The organism is Pseudoalteromonas prydzensis, from assembly GCF_001661495.1.
Taxonomy (GTDB): domain Bacteria; phylum Pseudomonadota; class Gammaproteobacteria; order Enterobacterales; family Alteromonadaceae; genus Pseudoalteromonas; species Pseudoalteromonas prydzensis.
The window spans coordinates 889334-906231 of sequence record NZ_BDDT01000001.1; the positions used below are offsets into that span (position 1 = coordinate 889334).

The following is a 16898-nucleotide window of genomic DNA, read 5'->3' on the forward strand; positions in this document are numbered from 1 at the left end:
CTGTTATTTGTATGATAATATCAATAATGACAGGTTGTAAAGGTATTATAAAAATATTATTAACAGATTAATTCTGAAATATTCGTGACACCTGTGCCCTTTAAACTAATGTTTTGCACTTATAAAGGGCTTAAACCATGTCACAAGCAATGCTAAAAGCCGTTAATTTATTTTGTATGATGAAAATAGGATGTCTATGTCTAGCCAATTAGAACAATTAAAAACCATGACCACTGTGGTTGCTGATACCGGTGATTTTGAAGCAATCGATCAATATAAGCCGCAAGATGCCACTACAAATCCATCGTTATTGCTCAATGCGATTAAAATTGAAAAATACCGTCCACTGGCTGTTGAAGCCGTTGCTTGGGCTAAGCAACAAACCAATGACAATGCACAAGTGATCAGTAAAGCCGCAGATAAGTTATCAGTATTAATTGGTGCAAACTTAATGGCACAAGTGCCTGGTTTAGTCTCAACTGAAGTCGATGCGCGCTTATCATTTGATACGCAAGCAACTATTAATAAAGCGCTTGAGTTGGTTGCGCTATATAAAGAGCAAGACATTGACACTTCACGGGTGTTGATCAAAGTAGCGTCAACATGGGAAGGTATTCAAGCGGCAAAAGTACTTGAGCAACAAGGTATTCGTTGTAACTTAACGCTGGTATTCGCGTTTGCTCAAGCACGTGCTTGTGCTGAAGCCGGTGCTTACCTAATTTCACCATTTGTTGGTCGAATTCTTGATTGGTATAAAGCCAATAATGCTGATACTGATTTTAGTGGTGCTAACGATCCGGGCGTGCAATCAGTGACTCACATCTATAACTTCTTTAAAAAGCATGATTATAAAACCATTGTTATGGGAGCAAGTTTTAGAAACATCAACGAAATTCAACAACTCGCAGGCTGTGATAGATTAACAATCAGCCCAGGGCTACTTTCAGAGCTGGCAGCAACAGATGCACCTTTAGCGCGTCAACTAGCTCCTACACCTGAAACAGTTGCGGCACCTGAGACTATGACTGAGCAAGCATTCCGCTGGGAAATGAACCAAGATGCAATGGCAACAGATAAACTAAGCCAAGGCATTCGTCAGTTTGCAATTGACCAAGAAAAGCTTGAAGCCATTTTAGCTGAGCTTGTCTAAATCATTAACTAAATTGGGCTCTTGATAATAAATCATTTATCAAGAGCTCAAATTAAAGACATAAAAAAGCCCGCTGATTTAATTAAATCAGCGGGCTTTTTATCAGGTAAAACTTTAACCTAGATGTCGTTTAATAACGCATTTGCCTTAGCAACTAAGTTCTTTACGGTAAAACCAAAATGCTCTAGTAATACAGCACCCGGTGCTGACTCACCAAACGTAGTCATACCTAATACATCGCCATCTTGGCCAACATATTTATACCAAAAATCACTGTGTGCGGCTTCTACGGCAATTTTAGCAACACCTGCTGGCAATACACTTTGGCGGTAATCTTTATCTTGCAAGTCAAACTGATTGGTTGATGGCATAGAAACAACGCGAACTTGCTTGCCTTGAGCTGTTAGTTCAGCTGCTGCATTCACCGCTAATTCAACTTCAGAGCCAGTCGCCATTAGAATAAGTTCTGGCGTTTGCTCCGATTCAACTAAGGTATAGCCACCTTTTGCAACATTGGCTAATTGCTCTTTTGCACGTGGCATTGCTTTAGTGCCTTGGCGACTAAAGATCAACGCACTAGGCCCTGCTTCATTGATCAGAGCTTGACGCCATGCAACGGCAGTTTCAACCTCATCACATGGGCGCCAAGTAGTCATGTTAGGCGTCATACGCAGGTTGGCAATTTGTTCAATCGGCTGATGAGTTGGGCCATCTTCACCTTGACCAATTGAATCATGGGTGTACACAAAAATGCTGTGTGCTTTCATCAATGCCGCCATACGCACTGCGTTACGAGCGTATTCCATAAACATTAGGAAGGTTGCACCAAACGGAATAAATCCACCATGTAGCGCAATACCATTCATAATCGCGCTCATGCCAAACTCGCGTACGCCATAAAATACATAGTTACCGGCAGCGTCATCTTGCAAGCCTTTGGCGTCAGGCCATAAGGTTAAATTTGACCCTGCTAAATCGGCTGAACCACCCATTAGCTCCGGCAAGTGCTCAGCGAAGAAGGTAATGGCATTTTGTGATGACTTACGTGTTGCAATGTTTTGCATATCGTCTTGGCATTTTGCAATGTATTGATCAGCAATTTCTGCAAAGTTGCTCGGTAATGATTTAGCTGTTACACGACGATTAAACTCTTTACTTAGCTCTGGGTGCGCTTTGCTGTATGCTGCAAACGTTTGTTGCCAAGCACTTTCTAAGTCTTGACCTTTAGCTTGCGTGTTCCACTCATTATATACATCTTGTGGAATTTCAAATGCTGGATGTGGCCAATTTAGTTGCTCACGAACCGCAGCAATTTCATCATTACCCAGAGGTGAACCATGACAATCGTGACTACCTGATTTATTAGGTGAGCCGAAACCAATCACTGTTTTACAACAAATAAGCGTCGGTTGCTCAGGGTTCGCTTGCGCTGCTTCAATTGCACTGGCAATCGCGGCCATGTCGTGGCCATCAACACCACGAATAACTTGCCAACCGTATGACTCAAAACGCTTTGGCGTATCGTCAGTAAACCAGCCTTCTACTTCACCATCAATTGAGATGCCATTGTCATCCCAAAAAGCAATCAGTTTGCCTAACTTTAAAGTGCCGGCTAATGAACATGCTTCGTGAGAAATACCTTCCATCAAACAACCATCGCCTAAAAAGCAATAAGTAAAGTGATCAACGATATCAAAATGAGGCTTATTAAATTGCGCTGCTAAGGTTTTTTCAGCAATTGCCATACCTACCGCATTAGCAATACCGGCCCCGAGTGGCCCTGTTGTTGTTTCAACCCCAGGTGTATAACCGTACTCTGGGTGACCAGGCGTTTTTGAATGTAATTGGCGAAACTGCTTGATGTCTTCAATGCTAACGTCATAACCACTTAGGTGTAATAACGCATATTGCAACATTGAACCATGGCCATTTGACAATACAAAACGGTCGCGGTTAACCCAATTAGGGTTAGATGGGTTGTGGCGATGAAAGTTTTGCCAAAGTACCGCGGCAATATCGGCCATTCCCATTGGCGCACCTGGGTGGCCAGAGTTAGCTTTTTGAACGGCATCGACAGCAAGCATGCGGATTGCATTTGCAGATTGAGAACTGGGCAGAGTCATCTTTTCCTATCCTGTTAATATTATATTATAAATAATATCTCAAAATGTAATATAAATAGCAATCAGAAATCACCCAAACTCGCTAAAAACAGCTCATTAGGTTTCCTAATATGCAGATCTCCTAGTCATTTTCCTAGAACTTAACTATTTTTTGCACAAAGAGCAGACTATGAGGGTAAATGAGAAACCATGAAATAATTTGTAGCTCGTGCTTAGCACGTTAAGCATATCGTCGCCGTAAGCATCCGTAGTGTGGCTTGTAGAAGAGCGCTTTAGCGCCGAATAGTGATCAAAAAACTCGTTTCACTGCCTCGCCACCTAAGCTGCCTGTGTCGTAGGCGCTAAGCTTGCTGGCGCGAAAAAAAACATCGGCGTTTGAATCCATCCATGGAGCTTGGTTACATCGGTCATTGCCTAAATGGATTTAGGTACTTAGATTTTGTCGGGAACAAAAATCTGCCATGACCTCACTTCCTCAGGCTGCGAAACTCCGTTTCGGTCCCTCGTCACCTAAGCTGCATGTGCGGCAGTGAACGCCCGCCGCGCTGCAAACAATGATAAGTTTGCTTTCTAAGCTGCCTGTGCGGCAGTGAACTTAAACAAGTTGTTTTTTGGCTTGAATGGCATTTTCTAAGCTGCCTGTGCGGCAGTGAACTGTTGTTAAATTAACATCGGCGTTTGAATCCGTCCATGGAGCTTGGTTACATCGGTCATCCATGACCTCACTTCCTCAGGCTGCGAAACTCCGTTTCGGTCCCTCGTCACCTAAGCTGCCTGTGCGGCAGTGAACCGATGAACCTGCCAACTCGTATTTACCAACTGGTTTCTAAGCTGCCTGTGCGGCAGTGAACAATTACCGTATGGTAAGTTCAAACACGTCAATTTTCTAAGCTGCCTGTGCGGCAGTGAACACACAGCATTTCAATAACGCTATTAATGCAATTTTCTAAGCTGCCTGTGCGGCAGTGAACATGATTGTTCTATAAAAGTGACATTTGATAAATTTCTAAGCTGCCTGTGCGGCAGTGAACTGAATTTCAAACAAACCACGGTGTTAACAATCCATCCATGGAGCTTGGTTACATCGGTCATTGCCTAAATGGATTTAGGTACTTAGATTTTGTCGGGAACAAAAATCTGCCATGACCTCACTTCTTCGCGCTGCACTCTTTACTAGATATGCCCTTTCGGTCCCTCGTCACCTAAGCTGCCTGTGCGGCAGTGAACTGAATTTCAAACAAACCACGGTGTTAACAATCCATCCATGGAGCTTGGTTACATCGGTCATCCATGACCTCACTTCCTCAGGCTGCGAAACTCCGTTTCGGTCCCTCGTCACCTAAGCTGCCTGTGCGGCAGTGAACCGCTAAAAACTCAGTTTAACTTTGATACAAATTTTCTAAGCTGCCTGTGCGGCAGTGAACAATCAAGGGTGCTGAACGTACCACCCCCTAGATTTCTAAGCTGCCTGTGCGGCAGTGAACTTAAACAAGTTGTTTTTTGGCTTGAATGGCATTTTCTAAGCTGCCTGTGCGGCAGTGAACTGTTGTTAAATTAACATCGGCGTTTGAATCCGTCCATGGAGCTTGGTTACATCGGTCATCCATGACCTCACTTCCTCAGGCTGCGAAACTCCGTTTCGGTCCCTCGTCACCTAAGCTGCCTGTGCGGCAGTGAACCGATGAACCTGCCAACTCGTATTTACCAACTGGTTTCTAAGCTGCCTGTGCGGCAGTGAACAATTACCGTATGGTAAGTTCAAACACGTCAATTTTCTAAGCTGCCTGTGCGGCAGTGAACTGGATAACTTTATCAGAATTGTTGATTGTGATTTTCTAAGCTGCCTGTGCGGCAGTGAACTTTAATTGAAAGAAATAAAATGCCTGCACATATTTCTAAGCTGCCTGTGCGGCAGTGAACATTGCTACAGGAGGCGCTCTCTGTACTGATGATTTCTAAGCTGCCTGTGCGGCAGTGAACAGCTATCAAAAATACAAAGCAAAAAGAGTTTACTTTCTAAGCTGCCTGTGCGGCAGTGAACATATTCAGATTCAATTTATCAACCAAGTGTCATTTCTAAGCTGCCTGTGCGGCAGTGAACGGCCTCTTGCAGGCGAATCATGCCCATTGATTTTTCTAAGCTGCCTGTGCGGCAGTGAACTAACTGTGAGACATGGTAACGGGCCTCTTGCATTTCTAAGCTGCCTGTGCGGCAGTGAACTTATAAGCAAAATTGGTGAAGAGCCACCCGAATTTCTAAGCTGCCTGTGCGGCAGTGAACTCGTTACTTTTCAAGCGTTCTATGACCCGAAATTTCTAAGCTGCCTGTGCGGCAGTGAACCTAGCGCCAACCCTAACACCCTTGGAAGTGAATTTCTAAGCTGCCTGTGCGGCAGTGAACTAACTCTGAGACACGGTAACGGGCCTCTTGCATTTCTAAGCTGCCTGTGCGGCAGTGAACAAACAACGCGCCCAGCTAGAAAGAGCCACACATTTCTAAGCTGCCTGTGCGGCAGTGAACTCAATTCAAGAATCGTTAGCGGCTGCCAGAAATTTCTAAGCTGCCTGTGCGGCAGTGAACAATTAAATTCACACTAACTTTAATGCTTATTATTTCTAAGCTGCCTGTGCGGCAGTGAACAATATGGATTTCTGTTGTGGTCATTTTAAAACTTTCTAAGCTGCCTGTGCGGCAGTGAACGGTTAGCATCAATAGGCACAGGCGGAGCTCTATTTCTAAGCTGCCTGTGCGGCAGTGAACATATTGATGGTTTGACTTACAAAGGTGATAGTTTTCTAAGCTGCCTGTGCGGCAGTGAACTTATTTCAGACGTCGGCGGACATCACATGCAATTTCTAAGCTGCCTGTGCGGCAGTGAACGGTAGTGATGGGTTTGTTGAGTTTTATATAGCTTTCTAAGCTGCCTGTGCGGCAGTGAACAAAACGGCACTAGCAACATGTCTGGTAGTGATTTTCTAAGCTGCCTGTGCGGCAGTGAACCGAAATCAATCGAGCATACTTTGCATTTTTTATTTCTAAGCTGCCTGTGCGGCAGTGAACGGTGATTACATACCTAAATCAGAGATTGATACTTTCTAAGCTGCCTGTGCGGCAGTGAACTATAGAATACCAGCATAATAATAAGTTACAACAAGCCGTTAGGTTAAATATTGCTATTTTACCTTATAAAAAACGACCTATTATAACTCATTGTTTTTATATCAAATTTTTAAAGAGCAAAAATAAAGGGTTAAAACCAAGGTACGGTAGCGGTTTTGCTTAATCCATATGAATTAAACTCACCAGATATTGGTGTTTGCTGTAATTCTCCGTGATTAATAAAAAGCTTTACATTATTTTGCTGTGTCGATGAACTATTTATCAGCAAAAAAGGTAACTTTAGTCTTTTTTGCTGAGTATCACCGACTTTAACCGCTGCTTCGTCCTCAGTGAGCCAGCCTTTCGCTACCGAGCGCTTTCTTTTGTTGAATACACTTTTTGCCTGCACTCTACTCACTATGCAAAACTGCACATTACTTGGTATAGGTAAAATCGAGCTCACTTCACAATAATCCCGCAACCCTTTTAACCAGTTAGTTTGTAGAAGTTTATTTAAACTCTGCTCATTGCAATGAAAACGAACGGTATTACCTAGAGTCTCAGCGTAATTAGGAAAGCTTACTCCGATATCTGTCATTTGTAGTTTCACCAATATTCGATGAAATTTAGACATTAAATTATTGACCAATACTGGCTCACTCGCTTCTGGATCAGGTAATACTTTTATCTCGCAATAAAATTGCATATTTGTCTCCTTATTCGCCAAAGACCTAGACCAAAATTTCCAAGTCACCTATTCGGGTGGTAAATCCATGAAAAATAACATTTTTTATCAGTAGTCGCTAAGCCCCTATTTTATTGGGTTTGGCAGATGCTCTCAAAAAGGGGATTTTATAATTCAGATCCGTTAATGTTACTTTCAACCCGACTGATCGTCTCTGCGTAGCGGCTCCAGTCTGCAGCAGGCGCTGTGCCCATAGATTGAAGCTTGCTGAGTAACCTGAATACAAAATACGCTAAACTGTTCTCAGTGTTAGGACTAAATGATAACTCAGCTTGCGGTGTTCTAGCATTGTTTACGGAGCAACCACATGCTTTAACTTGAGTTACTTCTTTTAATGCCACTAATCCTTCATTTGGACTAGTAAAAATATCAAATGCTTTATCGGATAATGCTACCCCACAATCAATTTTTGTTGACGGATCCTTTGCCAGTGAATTGAAGTGTTCCCTAAAACTCGGTGAGCTAATGCCATTATTACTCTCCCAATCAACTTTTGGCGCAATAATACCCGCCAGAATATCAAAAGGTTTTTTCTTAGATATACCACCAATGTGCAAAAACTCACCACTGGTACGACTCAACTTTCGGACTGATTTCGCTTTATTCCCAGCGTATATTAAATAATCTTTGTTAATTTTTTGCTTTATTTCAAATACTGCATAAACAGCTTCAGCAGGAATATAGCGATGGTCATTTTGGTCTAATAAAGTTGGCGTATATTGAGAGTCGTAAATGATGATATCGATTTGATCACTCGTAGCACCTTTATGATCAATCACTATACCCGATGAAACACTATATCTTCTCGGTAAGTAGCGCTTCAAAAACTTGATAAAGTGCATTTCAGTAACAGAACCTTTTGTTCCACTATGTTCTATAGAGCTAGTCGTTAGTATTAACTGCTCCCTTAAAACACGCTGTTCTGCTGCCAGAGATTCACGTAAAAACTCTTTTGAAGCAATTTTTTCTGAATTTATCTCACTCATCACTCGCCCCTCAATTGCTGCAGCCGCTGTTTACGGATCTGATGATTTGGATTTTTCTTATTATTTGGTACGTAGCTAACTTCTTTTAGACAACTCACTAATAACTCTCTGTCTTCTATAGTCCAATTTTCTATTGCGGTATTAATCCAATTTTCAACTTTGAGTTGATATTCAGCATGATCGCGATTTTTTAAATAGTCCGATTTTAATTCGCCGATAATTTGAGCTGGTGGCTTTGCCAGTTCAGCCTTAGCAGTAGCTTCACGCTCTTGCTCAGTTCGACGTTGCGCTTCTGCTTGTCTTTTTTCGCGTATTTCAGGAGGTAAACGTTTTTCTGCTTCTATTTTCAATGTGCTTTCTAACTTTGTGTCCCGCTTCATATATCCATAACCCGCTGCAGTTTTAGCACCTATGCCATTTCCTGCTAAGGCTTTTTGCAATAACTCTTGGCAAAGTTTGATTGACTTGGGATCGCCTTCGATAGCAAATAAAAAACTACCTTGTACAGCGAGCATATGATTGGGAATGGGGCTGTCTTTATCTGATGGCAGGTCTACTTTGCCATTATAATAATCTTGATGATGAGTAGTGACTATATCCAAAATAAAGGGCTTATTATTACCTTGTGGGATCCACCAAGCATCGTGAAAGGTAACGCTGGCAGCAACACGGTTATTTTGCTCGCTGTCATACGTGCCAAAAAGTTGCTCTAGCGCAGCGGCTGAATTCGGGAGGTGTTTTGTCGCCCAAGCACGCACTACGCCTTTCACACTGGAGCCCGGAATATACGGCATACCGTAGTTATGGCTAAGGCTACAGCCGGTTTCTAACGCGCCATTACCTGTTAAGCCAATCAACAAGCGATTTTCGAGAGCCATCGCAGATTGGGTAAAGTGATTCTCATCAAAAGTCAGATCAAACCAACGGTTAAAAGCATTTTTGTACTCATCCGATGCGGGGAGTTTAACAATGTTTTCTAAATGCCCAGTCTTCTGATTATCTGATTTACCTTCACTATTTTTTGATCCATTATCTTCTGCTTCAAGCATGCCTTTTTGCAGTAAAAGACTCGGGTTAATACTATCACTCTGGCAAAAAGCTTTTTTTATTTCCTCTCGAACCAATAGAGTCATGATTCACCTTCCTTATCTTTTTCATTCTCTTGCAAATAATTATTACCATCTGACCCTATTTTTAAGATGCCTTGCACGTAACGGCGTAACCAGCCTGCTATTTCAAGTGCCTCACGGGTCATACGCATAATTTTATATAAATCTGATCCGATAATGAGGGCGTGAAACGCTTTGTCATCTTTATCAGTAATGTCTTTAAAATCAGCATCAATTTTCTTAAAAATCAGCGTTAAATCTTCTAATAATGCTTTATGATGGGCTTCGTTTTTAGCCAGCAAAAACCCCGTGGTCTGCGCTAAGCCATTTTGCAAAATCATGGAGGGCAGTTTATGCACCAAGGTGGCGTATTTTGATGTGTCCGTCTTATCTATTTTTCGTTCACTGATCCGCTCAAACGCGGCAGTGGCAACTTTTTGGCTGCGTGGTTTCATGCGCTATTCCCCTTTGCTTGATTGAGCAATAAACTGCACTAATCCATTACCAGTCCCCATGTTGCCGCCCATTTGGAGAAGTGGTTTTTTATTAAACTCGCTTGCTAAAGTTTGTCGCGTATCCTCTTTCATTCGTGTTTGATCGGTACTAAATACACCCCACAATACACTTTCAGCAGGCAGACTTTCTTCTGTCCATAATCCATTACCTGTTACGCCTGTCTCTTGTTCTATGCGAATACGGGTGCGAATTTCGGTAGCGGTTTCGGCCAAAAAGGAGAAAACCGTATCAGGCAAAACAATGATGCGCTTGCTTATATCTTTATAATCATCACTGTCTTTTGTATAAAGCGTTTCAGCAATATGCTCAGCCCATTTTTGGGTGTCCATACACTCTTTGGCTTTAAGATCTAAATCTTCAAGCACCATCAGGTTATCTCGGTGGTTTGGATTACCGTTAGGGTACAAGGCTTGGTCATCAGCAACTGTAGGAACCGTTAAATCTAATTTTAAATCTTTTTTATAACGCTGAAGAATAAAAGGGCAAGTCGCATAAGCAACAATGCCGTAAACTGCTCTGACGGGCAGCAACAGCAAATGCGCATCAGTGATAGATAACGCACCAGCGGGACTTGGCTCGTTATCAGGCTTTTGATAACCAAACAAGGTATTCGTTAATTCGTCGTTTTGTTGACTAATATGCGCTCTTAACACACCACGTACTGTAGAGCCTGGCACGAACGGCAAATGGGTCGCGCGGTCACGAATTATAGGTTGATCGACAACGCCGACCGATTGACCTGAGCCACAGTGCAAAATGGTTTGACTAAACAGATGATAAACTTGAAATGACATAAACTAGTCCTTTAAAAATAGAGTTAAGAATTAAATGTGTAAGCGGCAGGAAACGCCAAACCAAATCCGTTACGGTTGTTTTGGTTACCCTTTACTGAGTCATCGCATAAATGCGCTAACCAAAGCGCACGAATGTCTTCGTCGCAAGCTTCGCCTAACATTTCAAACCAATAAGTGGCACCAGCAGGGATCATTTTTTGTGCAGCACGCGGTTGTCTGTTAGCTAAATCCCAACCCGATTGAGGTACCCAACGCTCTAACGCGGCAGCGTGCAACCTAACTTGTAGACTTTTACAGCAAGGCGGCTTGCCAATAAGTACGTTTTCATCAAGACTCGCTTTAAGCCAATTCGGCAACCAACCATTTTCAAACAAGGCTGGCGTCAAAAAGGTCAGCGTAAATCCTTTAGCCTTTTTAATAGTGTGCACGAAATCGTCTGGCATTTTCGGCCATATAGAACAAGGCTCAACTTCTGCCAAACGCCGTTCACCACCGAGGTTCATCATTTTTTTGGTGGAAATTTCACCATCAAATCCAGTCAATAATGCAACAGAGTGATCGGGAAAGGGTTTGCCTAAGCTTGGATTATCAACCTTGGGCATTTGCCACAGAGTTAGACCTGTGGTTTGAAAGATCTTTCCTGTCTCGGCATTGCGGCTTTGATTATCAATGGCAATATGGGTACGAATATCAGGCTCTGTGGGCGTCCAACCGTTTTTTATAATGTCATCAAAACTGACGTCCTCCCCTTTGCGCCATTTGTCTAGGTCTTTAATCGACCACCAGTTTGGACCTGATACTGGTTTGCTTGCCTTGGTTTGCTCAGTTAATAATGGCAATAGTCCATTGGGCAAATCACAACCTTGCCCCTCGGCTAACGTCATGGGGCTGGAACGAACAAGATAAACTTCGCCATTCTCTTTTTGCTCACGAAAATACTGCACATCAGCAGGCTTGGGCACCAAGATATCGTTCTGTGTAGGTTCGTTGCCATTGGCTGGGAGCTTGAGCGCCAGCGAGCCAGTGACGGCAAGTTTTAAAAGTTTTTCATCCAAGGCTTTTCCAGTGCTGCGCGCATGAATGTTTCGCAACGCACCGGCGACGGTTGAAGGCGGTGGAAAGCGCGCAGCTTGAGCATCAGCGATTTCTTCAAAGGGTCGACCAGAGCGAATGATCAAGGGATCTTTGGGTTTGATTATATAGTATTGCATTAGACGTTCCCTCAAATGTCGGAATCTGTTTTAGCACAAAGCCAGCGCGCTAGAACAAGTTGATTGGCAAATTCATCGAGTGTTTGCAAAGACGCTTGCATGCGAAGTTGCGATTTGAGTGTATTGACAATGTGCTCTTTTATTGCTGCGATTTCTTTAGGTGTTTTCCCTGACTCTTCACAAGTCACAGCAAAATCCACTCGCATTAACATACGTTCTAACTCGCTGTCTCGAATACCACTGAGATCAATTTTTTCGCTGTAAGTCCACTGTAATCGCTGTGCCATTTCGCGTACTTCTTGCATGATGCGAGTCGGCATCCAGCCCTTGGCAAAAGCTTCAGTGAAGTTAGAAAGTGCGTCTAATGTTTCCTTATCGTCCCAACGACAACGCCAATTAACCTCATGACCGGAACGGATCCCGAGATGGATCGCCAACGCATTGCGGGGTGCTTTTTCTGCATTCCCTTTAGCGTACTTTTCTGCAGCAACCGCTCGCTGGCGAAGCTGACGTATAGGCTGGACAAAATGACCGATTGCCAAGCCGACAGATAAAGTAGGATACAATACTTCATCCAACTCCAACTCATTAGCGATAGTCTTCATCTGTTCTTTAAAATCATCTGCCAACTGTTTAGCGCACTTCATTGCTTGCGCCAGTGGCACAAACGCCAGCACGTCATCCCCCCCTGCGTAAACGGCATGTCCGCCATGATCTTGCATCGTCTTGCGCACGCTGCTGGCAAATTCGTGCAAGGCTTTAGAAATCGCTCTTGATTGCTCTTTACATTTAGCTTTAGCAAGTAGTTCGCTCATACGATCGCCATCGGCTTTGAGTAAAACGCCGTAAGATACTGGCGCTGAAGCAATTTTGCTTAGCTCTTTTTGAAGATTATCTTTCACTTCTTTTTCAATATCCGCTTGCTCTAAGCGGCTTAAAAACAGGTATTCACCGTCATAAGGGAAACTTTTATATTTTCCATCATTGCCTGAGACCTTAGTAACATGCCCCGATTTTGAAAGGGGTTCATAGACATCTTTTAGGGCGATAGATTGTTCTGCACTCAATTTTTCAAGCCAACTATGCGCCACAATACGACTAAAAGGCGTAAACTGCTCCAAGTTACCCGCTCGGCGTTTTACCACACCTAATGCGTCTAATTCTTCTTCATTTGTCAGGCTCAAAAACCTTTTTTTCTGTAGCACTTGTTGATCACTGACTTTTAACTCTTTTGCGGCATCTCGCGCGGTAAGTTTGTTAGTGACCGTATTATTGGCACCATCTAACGTTGATTTGTGTAAGGCTGCGGTGTTGTCTTTCATGGGATCAAAATTACGTGTCAGCTTGCGAGCTTGTAGTAGCTGGCCAAGACGTTTTGAGGCTGCTTGATATTCCTGATTATCTAGCCCTACCCACGCCGAAAAGATTTCCAACACATCATCTTGCTGTTGCTGCCAGCGTTCACGGTCAATCCCTGAGTTTTGCAGCTCATCTTTACTTAATACTTCAGTAAAAATACCGACCAATCGCTCAGATGCTGCGCCTTTAGCTTTCTCTACTTTTTTATGAAGTTCCTCTTTGCTATTGGCAGAAATCACCGCTCGAATCACGTTTGCAATATTGGCTTTCGGTTCTTCAGACTCAGACTGAGGCAGTAATTCTAGATCTGGGTTTGCTGGATTGGGAAATATCAAACAGCAATTTTGTGTTTGATGGAAATTAAGCGCCACGGCACGGGCCACTTCGGATAATAACCAAGAGCCACACCATAAATCCTGTGCACGCCGCCCCGCTTCAATCAAACTTTGTACTGGGCCAATACTGATGGCAACCAAATATTCCATTATAAATTTCCTTCTTTAAAGAAATCGAGGAAGGCGGAAAGGGGGTCTGGCCCATTTTCTGGGTCATCGGCGCGAAGATTATCCCCATCTTTCATTGGGCGAATTGCTCTGGCCGCTTTTTGTCTGGCCACTCTGTCAACAGGCCAATTTTGAAGTGGTGCTTTTTGTTTTTTTGGCTTTGGAGTGAGTTCTAACTCTTCTGTTAACGCTTCTTGCCACTTTGGTAATAACAGCGCCACGGCTTTCCATTCAGTATCATGCCCATAAGGTCTTAAAATTAGAGGACTAGCCATTCGCTCATTATTAATAGGCTTTAAATCTGTTTTTACTGGTTCACCTTTCCCTACCAGCTTCAACGTAATAGGTAAACCAAATGCAGCACGAGCAAATATATTACCCGCCTCATGCTTTGGAACATGGTCACCATTTGCATCTTTTCCCGTCAACCTTCGAAGTGTATCTGGTTCCGGCCAAAAACTACGTCCGGCTTTGCCCGAGGAATTATTTCGCCCCGAACCTGGTTTTTGACGGAATTCAAACAATCTTTCTGAGGCATATTTCCAAGCTTCCGAAGCATTATTATAGGTTTTACTGGAAAATATTAGACGAGGCGATTCTGAATCCGCGCGTTTAAATGCAGCATGTTCATGATTAATAAGCTCTAGATTTTCTATGCTAACAGCACCGAAACCTCTTCGAGTGCGACCACCAATACCGCCAAAAGAACTCCACCAACGTAAAGCTTCTTCAACATCGTTCTTCACGGCATCATCACAGTGAACAAACAAGGTAAACTCATAACCATCCTTAAGCCAACCAACTGTGCCATTTATACTGGCAGAACCAAAAACATACTTAATACCTCCATTATACTGATTCGATTTTACGAGATCATTTTCCACTACAGGTTTAGTTTGAACCTTAATCTCCACCTGACTTGCTGTCGCTCCATCATCACCAATCCCGCCCCAAATCGCGGTTTCTTGCGTAAACAAGTTATTCACATATTTATGCCCACAGGCAATCCTCCACCAAAAGCGTAACTGGCCGCGGATTGAACTAGCACGAATTGGCATTTCTTTGTCGACTTCACCAGCTTTGACCCCGCCACCGTACATGGGCGTAACTAAGGTGCATTGATAGGTTTGCCATTTTTTGCCGGACGTATTGCTTAGCTCTTCTTGTAAGCTATCAAGCAAGACGCTGTCTATTTTTCTTCGCATTTCATGATTCCATTCTGCAGGATTAAAATCCAAGGGTAAGAATTGCTATTTTTTTATTCTGCTCAACAATAAACTTAACATTGTTTAATAAAATAGAAAATTAATATTATTCAAATATCTACACTGTTTATTCATTAAACACTTTAGCTCCTCGCCACCTAAGCTGCCTGTGCGGCAGTGAACATTGGCGCGTTTCAGTGCGCTGATATCGGCCATTGGGTTGTGATTGCATTTGCTGATCGAGTATATAATGTGTACGTTGTTTTGAGCTAAACATGGAGCGGGCTCTATCATTTATATAGAGGTGAATTTAACCATTTAAGGCATTCACTTTGATCTTGCTAATCTTAAATTAACTCAGAGGACCACAAGCAGACTTCCTTTTCGGCCTGAACGATTTGCTTTAGATCAAAAATTAAACATGCTTTCTGTGTGCATCTTCAAAAAACATGACCATAATATTGCAATCGTAATTAACTTACCGACATACTTTGTCACGATTTTTCACTAGCTGGGCTTGCAGCTCAATGGTAATGTAGGGTTAGTCACGTTTATAAGTATATAAATTAAATAAATATGTGACACGCCATATTGGCCACTATTAAAGGAGAGTATCTATGGACCCGATAACGCAAGTTCTCAACATGTTATTCACTGTTGAGGCGTTTTTACTCATTTTTGTTTTAGTACTGCTAAAAAGTAGTGTTAAATTTGTGCCGCAAAACCGTGCGTGGCTCATTGAACGTTTTGGTAAGTATCAATCAACTAAAGAAGCAGGCCTAAACTTTATTGTGCCGTTTGTTGACCGTATTGCCGCTGATCGTAGCTTAAAAGAGCAAGCGCAAGATGTGCCGTCGCAATCTGCTATTACCAAAGATAATATTTCATTGATTGTTGATGGTGTATTGTATTTCCGTGTGATGGACCCATACAAAGCCACTTATGGCGTTGATGATTATGTGTTTGCTGTTACGCAATTATCGCAAACAACGATGCGTTCAGAGCTTGGTAAAATGGAGCTGGATAAAACCTTTGAAGAACGTGATGTACTAAATACTAATATTGTTGCGGCAATTAACCAAGCCGCAGATCCTTGGGGTATTCAAGTATTACGTTATGAAATTAAAGATATTGTGCCACCGCAATCAGTAATGGAAGCGATGGAAGCACAAATGAAAGCGGAACGTGTTAAGCGTGCGCAAATTTTAGAATCAGAAGGTGACCGCCAAGCAAACATTAACGTTGCTGAAGGTAGAAAACAAGCACAAGTACTTGCTGCAGAAGCCGAAAAGGCCGAACAAATACTACGTGCAGAAGGTGAAGCCCAAGCCATTACAGCTGTTGCACAAGCACAAGCTGATGCACTGCGCAAAGTCGGTGAAGCGGCGGATACTGAACAAGGTCAAAAAGCGATTCAGTTAGACCTTGCTACCAAAGCCATTGCCGCCAAACAAGCTATTGCTAAAGAATCGTCAGTGGTTTTATTACCCGATAACGGCACCGATGCCAGCTCAATGGTGGCGCAAGCAATGTCGATTATTAATACCTTAAATACCAAACAAAAAGGTTAAGCTGTAAAGGAGCAGAATATGGAGTTCATTACCAATAATTTACCGCAAACACTGATGATTTTAGGTGTACTGGCACTGATAATAGAAGTAGCTGTACTGGGTATGTCTACATTTATATTATTGTTTTTAGGTATCTCTTTATTTGCTACAGGCTTGATGATGAACTTTGGTTTACTCGATGCATCACTCACCACCGCACTTTGGAGTAACACACTAATAACCGCAGCTTGCGCATTATTATTATGGAAGCCGCTAAAACGCATGCAAGAAAACGTAGACAGCAAAGATGTAAAAAGTGACTTCGCTGAGCTCGATTTTGTACTTACTAATGACGTTAATGAATTAGGCCTGAGTACTTATTCGTACTCAGGAATAAACTGGAAATTAAAAAGCCATCAACCATTAACCGCCGGTACCCATGTAAAAGTGGTGAAAAAAGAAGTCGGCGTAATGTGGGTTGAAGCCATCTAAGTTAGTATACTTTACAAAACGTAGCGCGAAGTCATTTTCGCGCTACCTGTCCCCT

The 16898-nt window shown here is 42.7% G+C and carries 14 protein-coding genes and 2 CRISPR repeat arrays; of the genes, 3 read left to right on the forward strand and 11 right to left on the reverse strand.

Features of this window, described 5'->3' with window-relative positions:
• Window positions 1–196 precede the first annotated feature (196 nt).
• Window positions 197–1150: a transaldolase gene (tal, locus tag A7968_RS03610; protein ID WP_064665187.1), complete on the forward strand. Its 954-nt coding sequence runs from the start codon at window positions 197–199 to the stop codon at window positions 1148–1150.
• 119 nt (window positions 1151–1269) lie between these two features.
• Here the strand turns inward: tal and tkt are convergent, their stop codons facing one another.
• The 11 genes from tkt to cmr1 all read right to left on the reverse strand — a co-directional run bounded on the left by tkt (window position 1270) and on the right by cmr1 (window position 14834).
• On the reverse strand, window positions 1270–3273 hold the full coding sequence (gene tkt, locus A7968_RS03615; protein ID WP_064665188.1) for a transketolase: 2004 nt from the start codon (window positions 3271–3273) through the stop codon (window positions 1270–1272).
• Between the two features lie 595 nt (window positions 3274–3868).
• Window positions 3869–3991 (reverse strand): hypothetical protein, encoded by a 123-nt coding sequence (locus A7968_RS23685; RefSeq protein ID WP_280138453.1) that lies wholly within the window; start codon window positions 3989–3991, stop codon window positions 3869–3871.
• 44 nt (window positions 3992–4035) lie between these two features.
• A CRISPR array of direct repeats spans window positions 4036–4305; the repeat unit is 28 nt; unit sequence TTTCTAAGCTGCCTGTGCGGCAGTGAAC.
• A 452-nt stretch (window positions 4306–4757) separates the two neighbouring features.
• Window positions 4758–4880, reverse strand: a complete 123-nt coding sequence (locus tag A7968_RS23880) for a hypothetical protein (RefSeq protein ID WP_280138453.1) — start codon at window positions 4878–4880, stop codon at window positions 4758–4760.
• A gap of 44 nt (window positions 4881–4924) precedes the next feature.
• A CRISPR array of direct repeats spans window positions 4925–6394; the repeat unit is 28 nt; unit sequence TTTCTAAGCTGCCTGTGCGGCAGTGAAC.
• A 130-nt stretch (window positions 6395–6524) separates the two neighbouring features.
• Entirely contained in the window at window positions 6525–7079 is a 555-nt protein-coding gene (gene cas6f, locus A7968_RS03620) for a type I-F CRISPR-associated endoribonuclease Cas6/Csy4 (protein ID WP_064665189.1), read from the reverse strand.
• Window positions 7080–7225: 146 nt separating this feature from the next.
• Window positions 7226–8104 carry a DUF6602 domain-containing protein gene (locus A7968_RS03625; protein WP_064665190.1) on the reverse strand — a complete coding sequence of 293 codons (879 nt, stop codon included), beginning with the start codon at window positions 8102–8104 and terminating at the stop codon, window positions 7226–7228.
• Window positions 8104–9237 (reverse strand): type III-B CRISPR module RAMP protein Cmr6, encoded by a 1134-nt coding sequence (cmr6, locus tag A7968_RS03630; protein ID WP_064665191.1) that lies wholly within the window; start codon window positions 9235–9237, stop codon window positions 8104–8106. Before cmr6 ends, A7968_RS03625 begins: the two co-directional genes overlap by 1 nt.
• Complete coding sequence (cmr5, locus tag A7968_RS03635) at window positions 9234–9668, reverse strand: type III-B CRISPR module-associated protein Cmr5 (RefSeq protein WP_064665192.1); 435 nt, start codon at window positions 9666–9668, stop codon at window positions 9234–9236. The genes cmr6 and cmr5 overlap by 4 nt, the downstream gene beginning before the upstream one ends.
• 3 nt (window positions 9669–9671) lie before the next feature.
• Window positions 9672–10523: a type III-B CRISPR module RAMP protein Cmr4 gene (gene cmr4 / locus A7968_RS03640; protein ID WP_064665193.1), complete on the reverse strand. Its 852-nt coding sequence runs from the start codon at window positions 10521–10523 to the stop codon at window positions 9672–9674.
• Window positions 10524–10546: 23 nt separating this feature from the next.
• The gene (locus A7968_RS03645) at window positions 10547–11734 is read right to left on the reverse strand and encodes a type III-B CRISPR module-associated protein Cmr3 (protein ID WP_064665194.1); all 1188 of its coding nucleotides are present in this window, start codon (window positions 11732–11734) and stop codon (window positions 10547–10549) included.
• Window positions 11735–11745: 11 nt separating this feature from the next.
• Window positions 11746–13578 carry a type III-B CRISPR-associated protein Cas10/Cmr2 gene (gene cas10, locus A7968_RS03650; RefSeq protein WP_064665195.1) on the reverse strand — a complete coding sequence of 611 codons (1833 nt, stop codon included), beginning with the start codon at window positions 13576–13578 and terminating at the stop codon, window positions 11746–11748.
• Entirely contained in the window at window positions 13578–14834 is a 1257-nt protein-coding gene (gene cmr1, locus A7968_RS03655) for a type III-B CRISPR module RAMP protein Cmr1 (protein WP_227008939.1), read from the reverse strand. Before cmr1 ends, cas10 begins: the two co-directional genes overlap by 1 nt.
• Window positions 14835–15418: 584 nt before the next feature.
• On the opposite strand from cmr1, the gene A7968_RS03660 reads away from it, so the two are divergent.
• Entirely contained in the window at window positions 15419–16372 is a 954-nt protein-coding gene (locus tag A7968_RS03660; RefSeq protein ID WP_064665197.1) for an SPFH domain-containing protein, read from the forward strand.
• 18 nt (window positions 16373–16390) lie between these two features.
• The gene (locus A7968_RS03665) at window positions 16391–16843 is read left to right on the forward strand and encodes an NfeD family protein (RefSeq protein ID WP_064665198.1); all 453 of its coding nucleotides are present in this window, start codon (window positions 16391–16393) and stop codon (window positions 16841–16843) included.
• Window positions 16844–16898 lie beyond the last annotated feature (55 nt).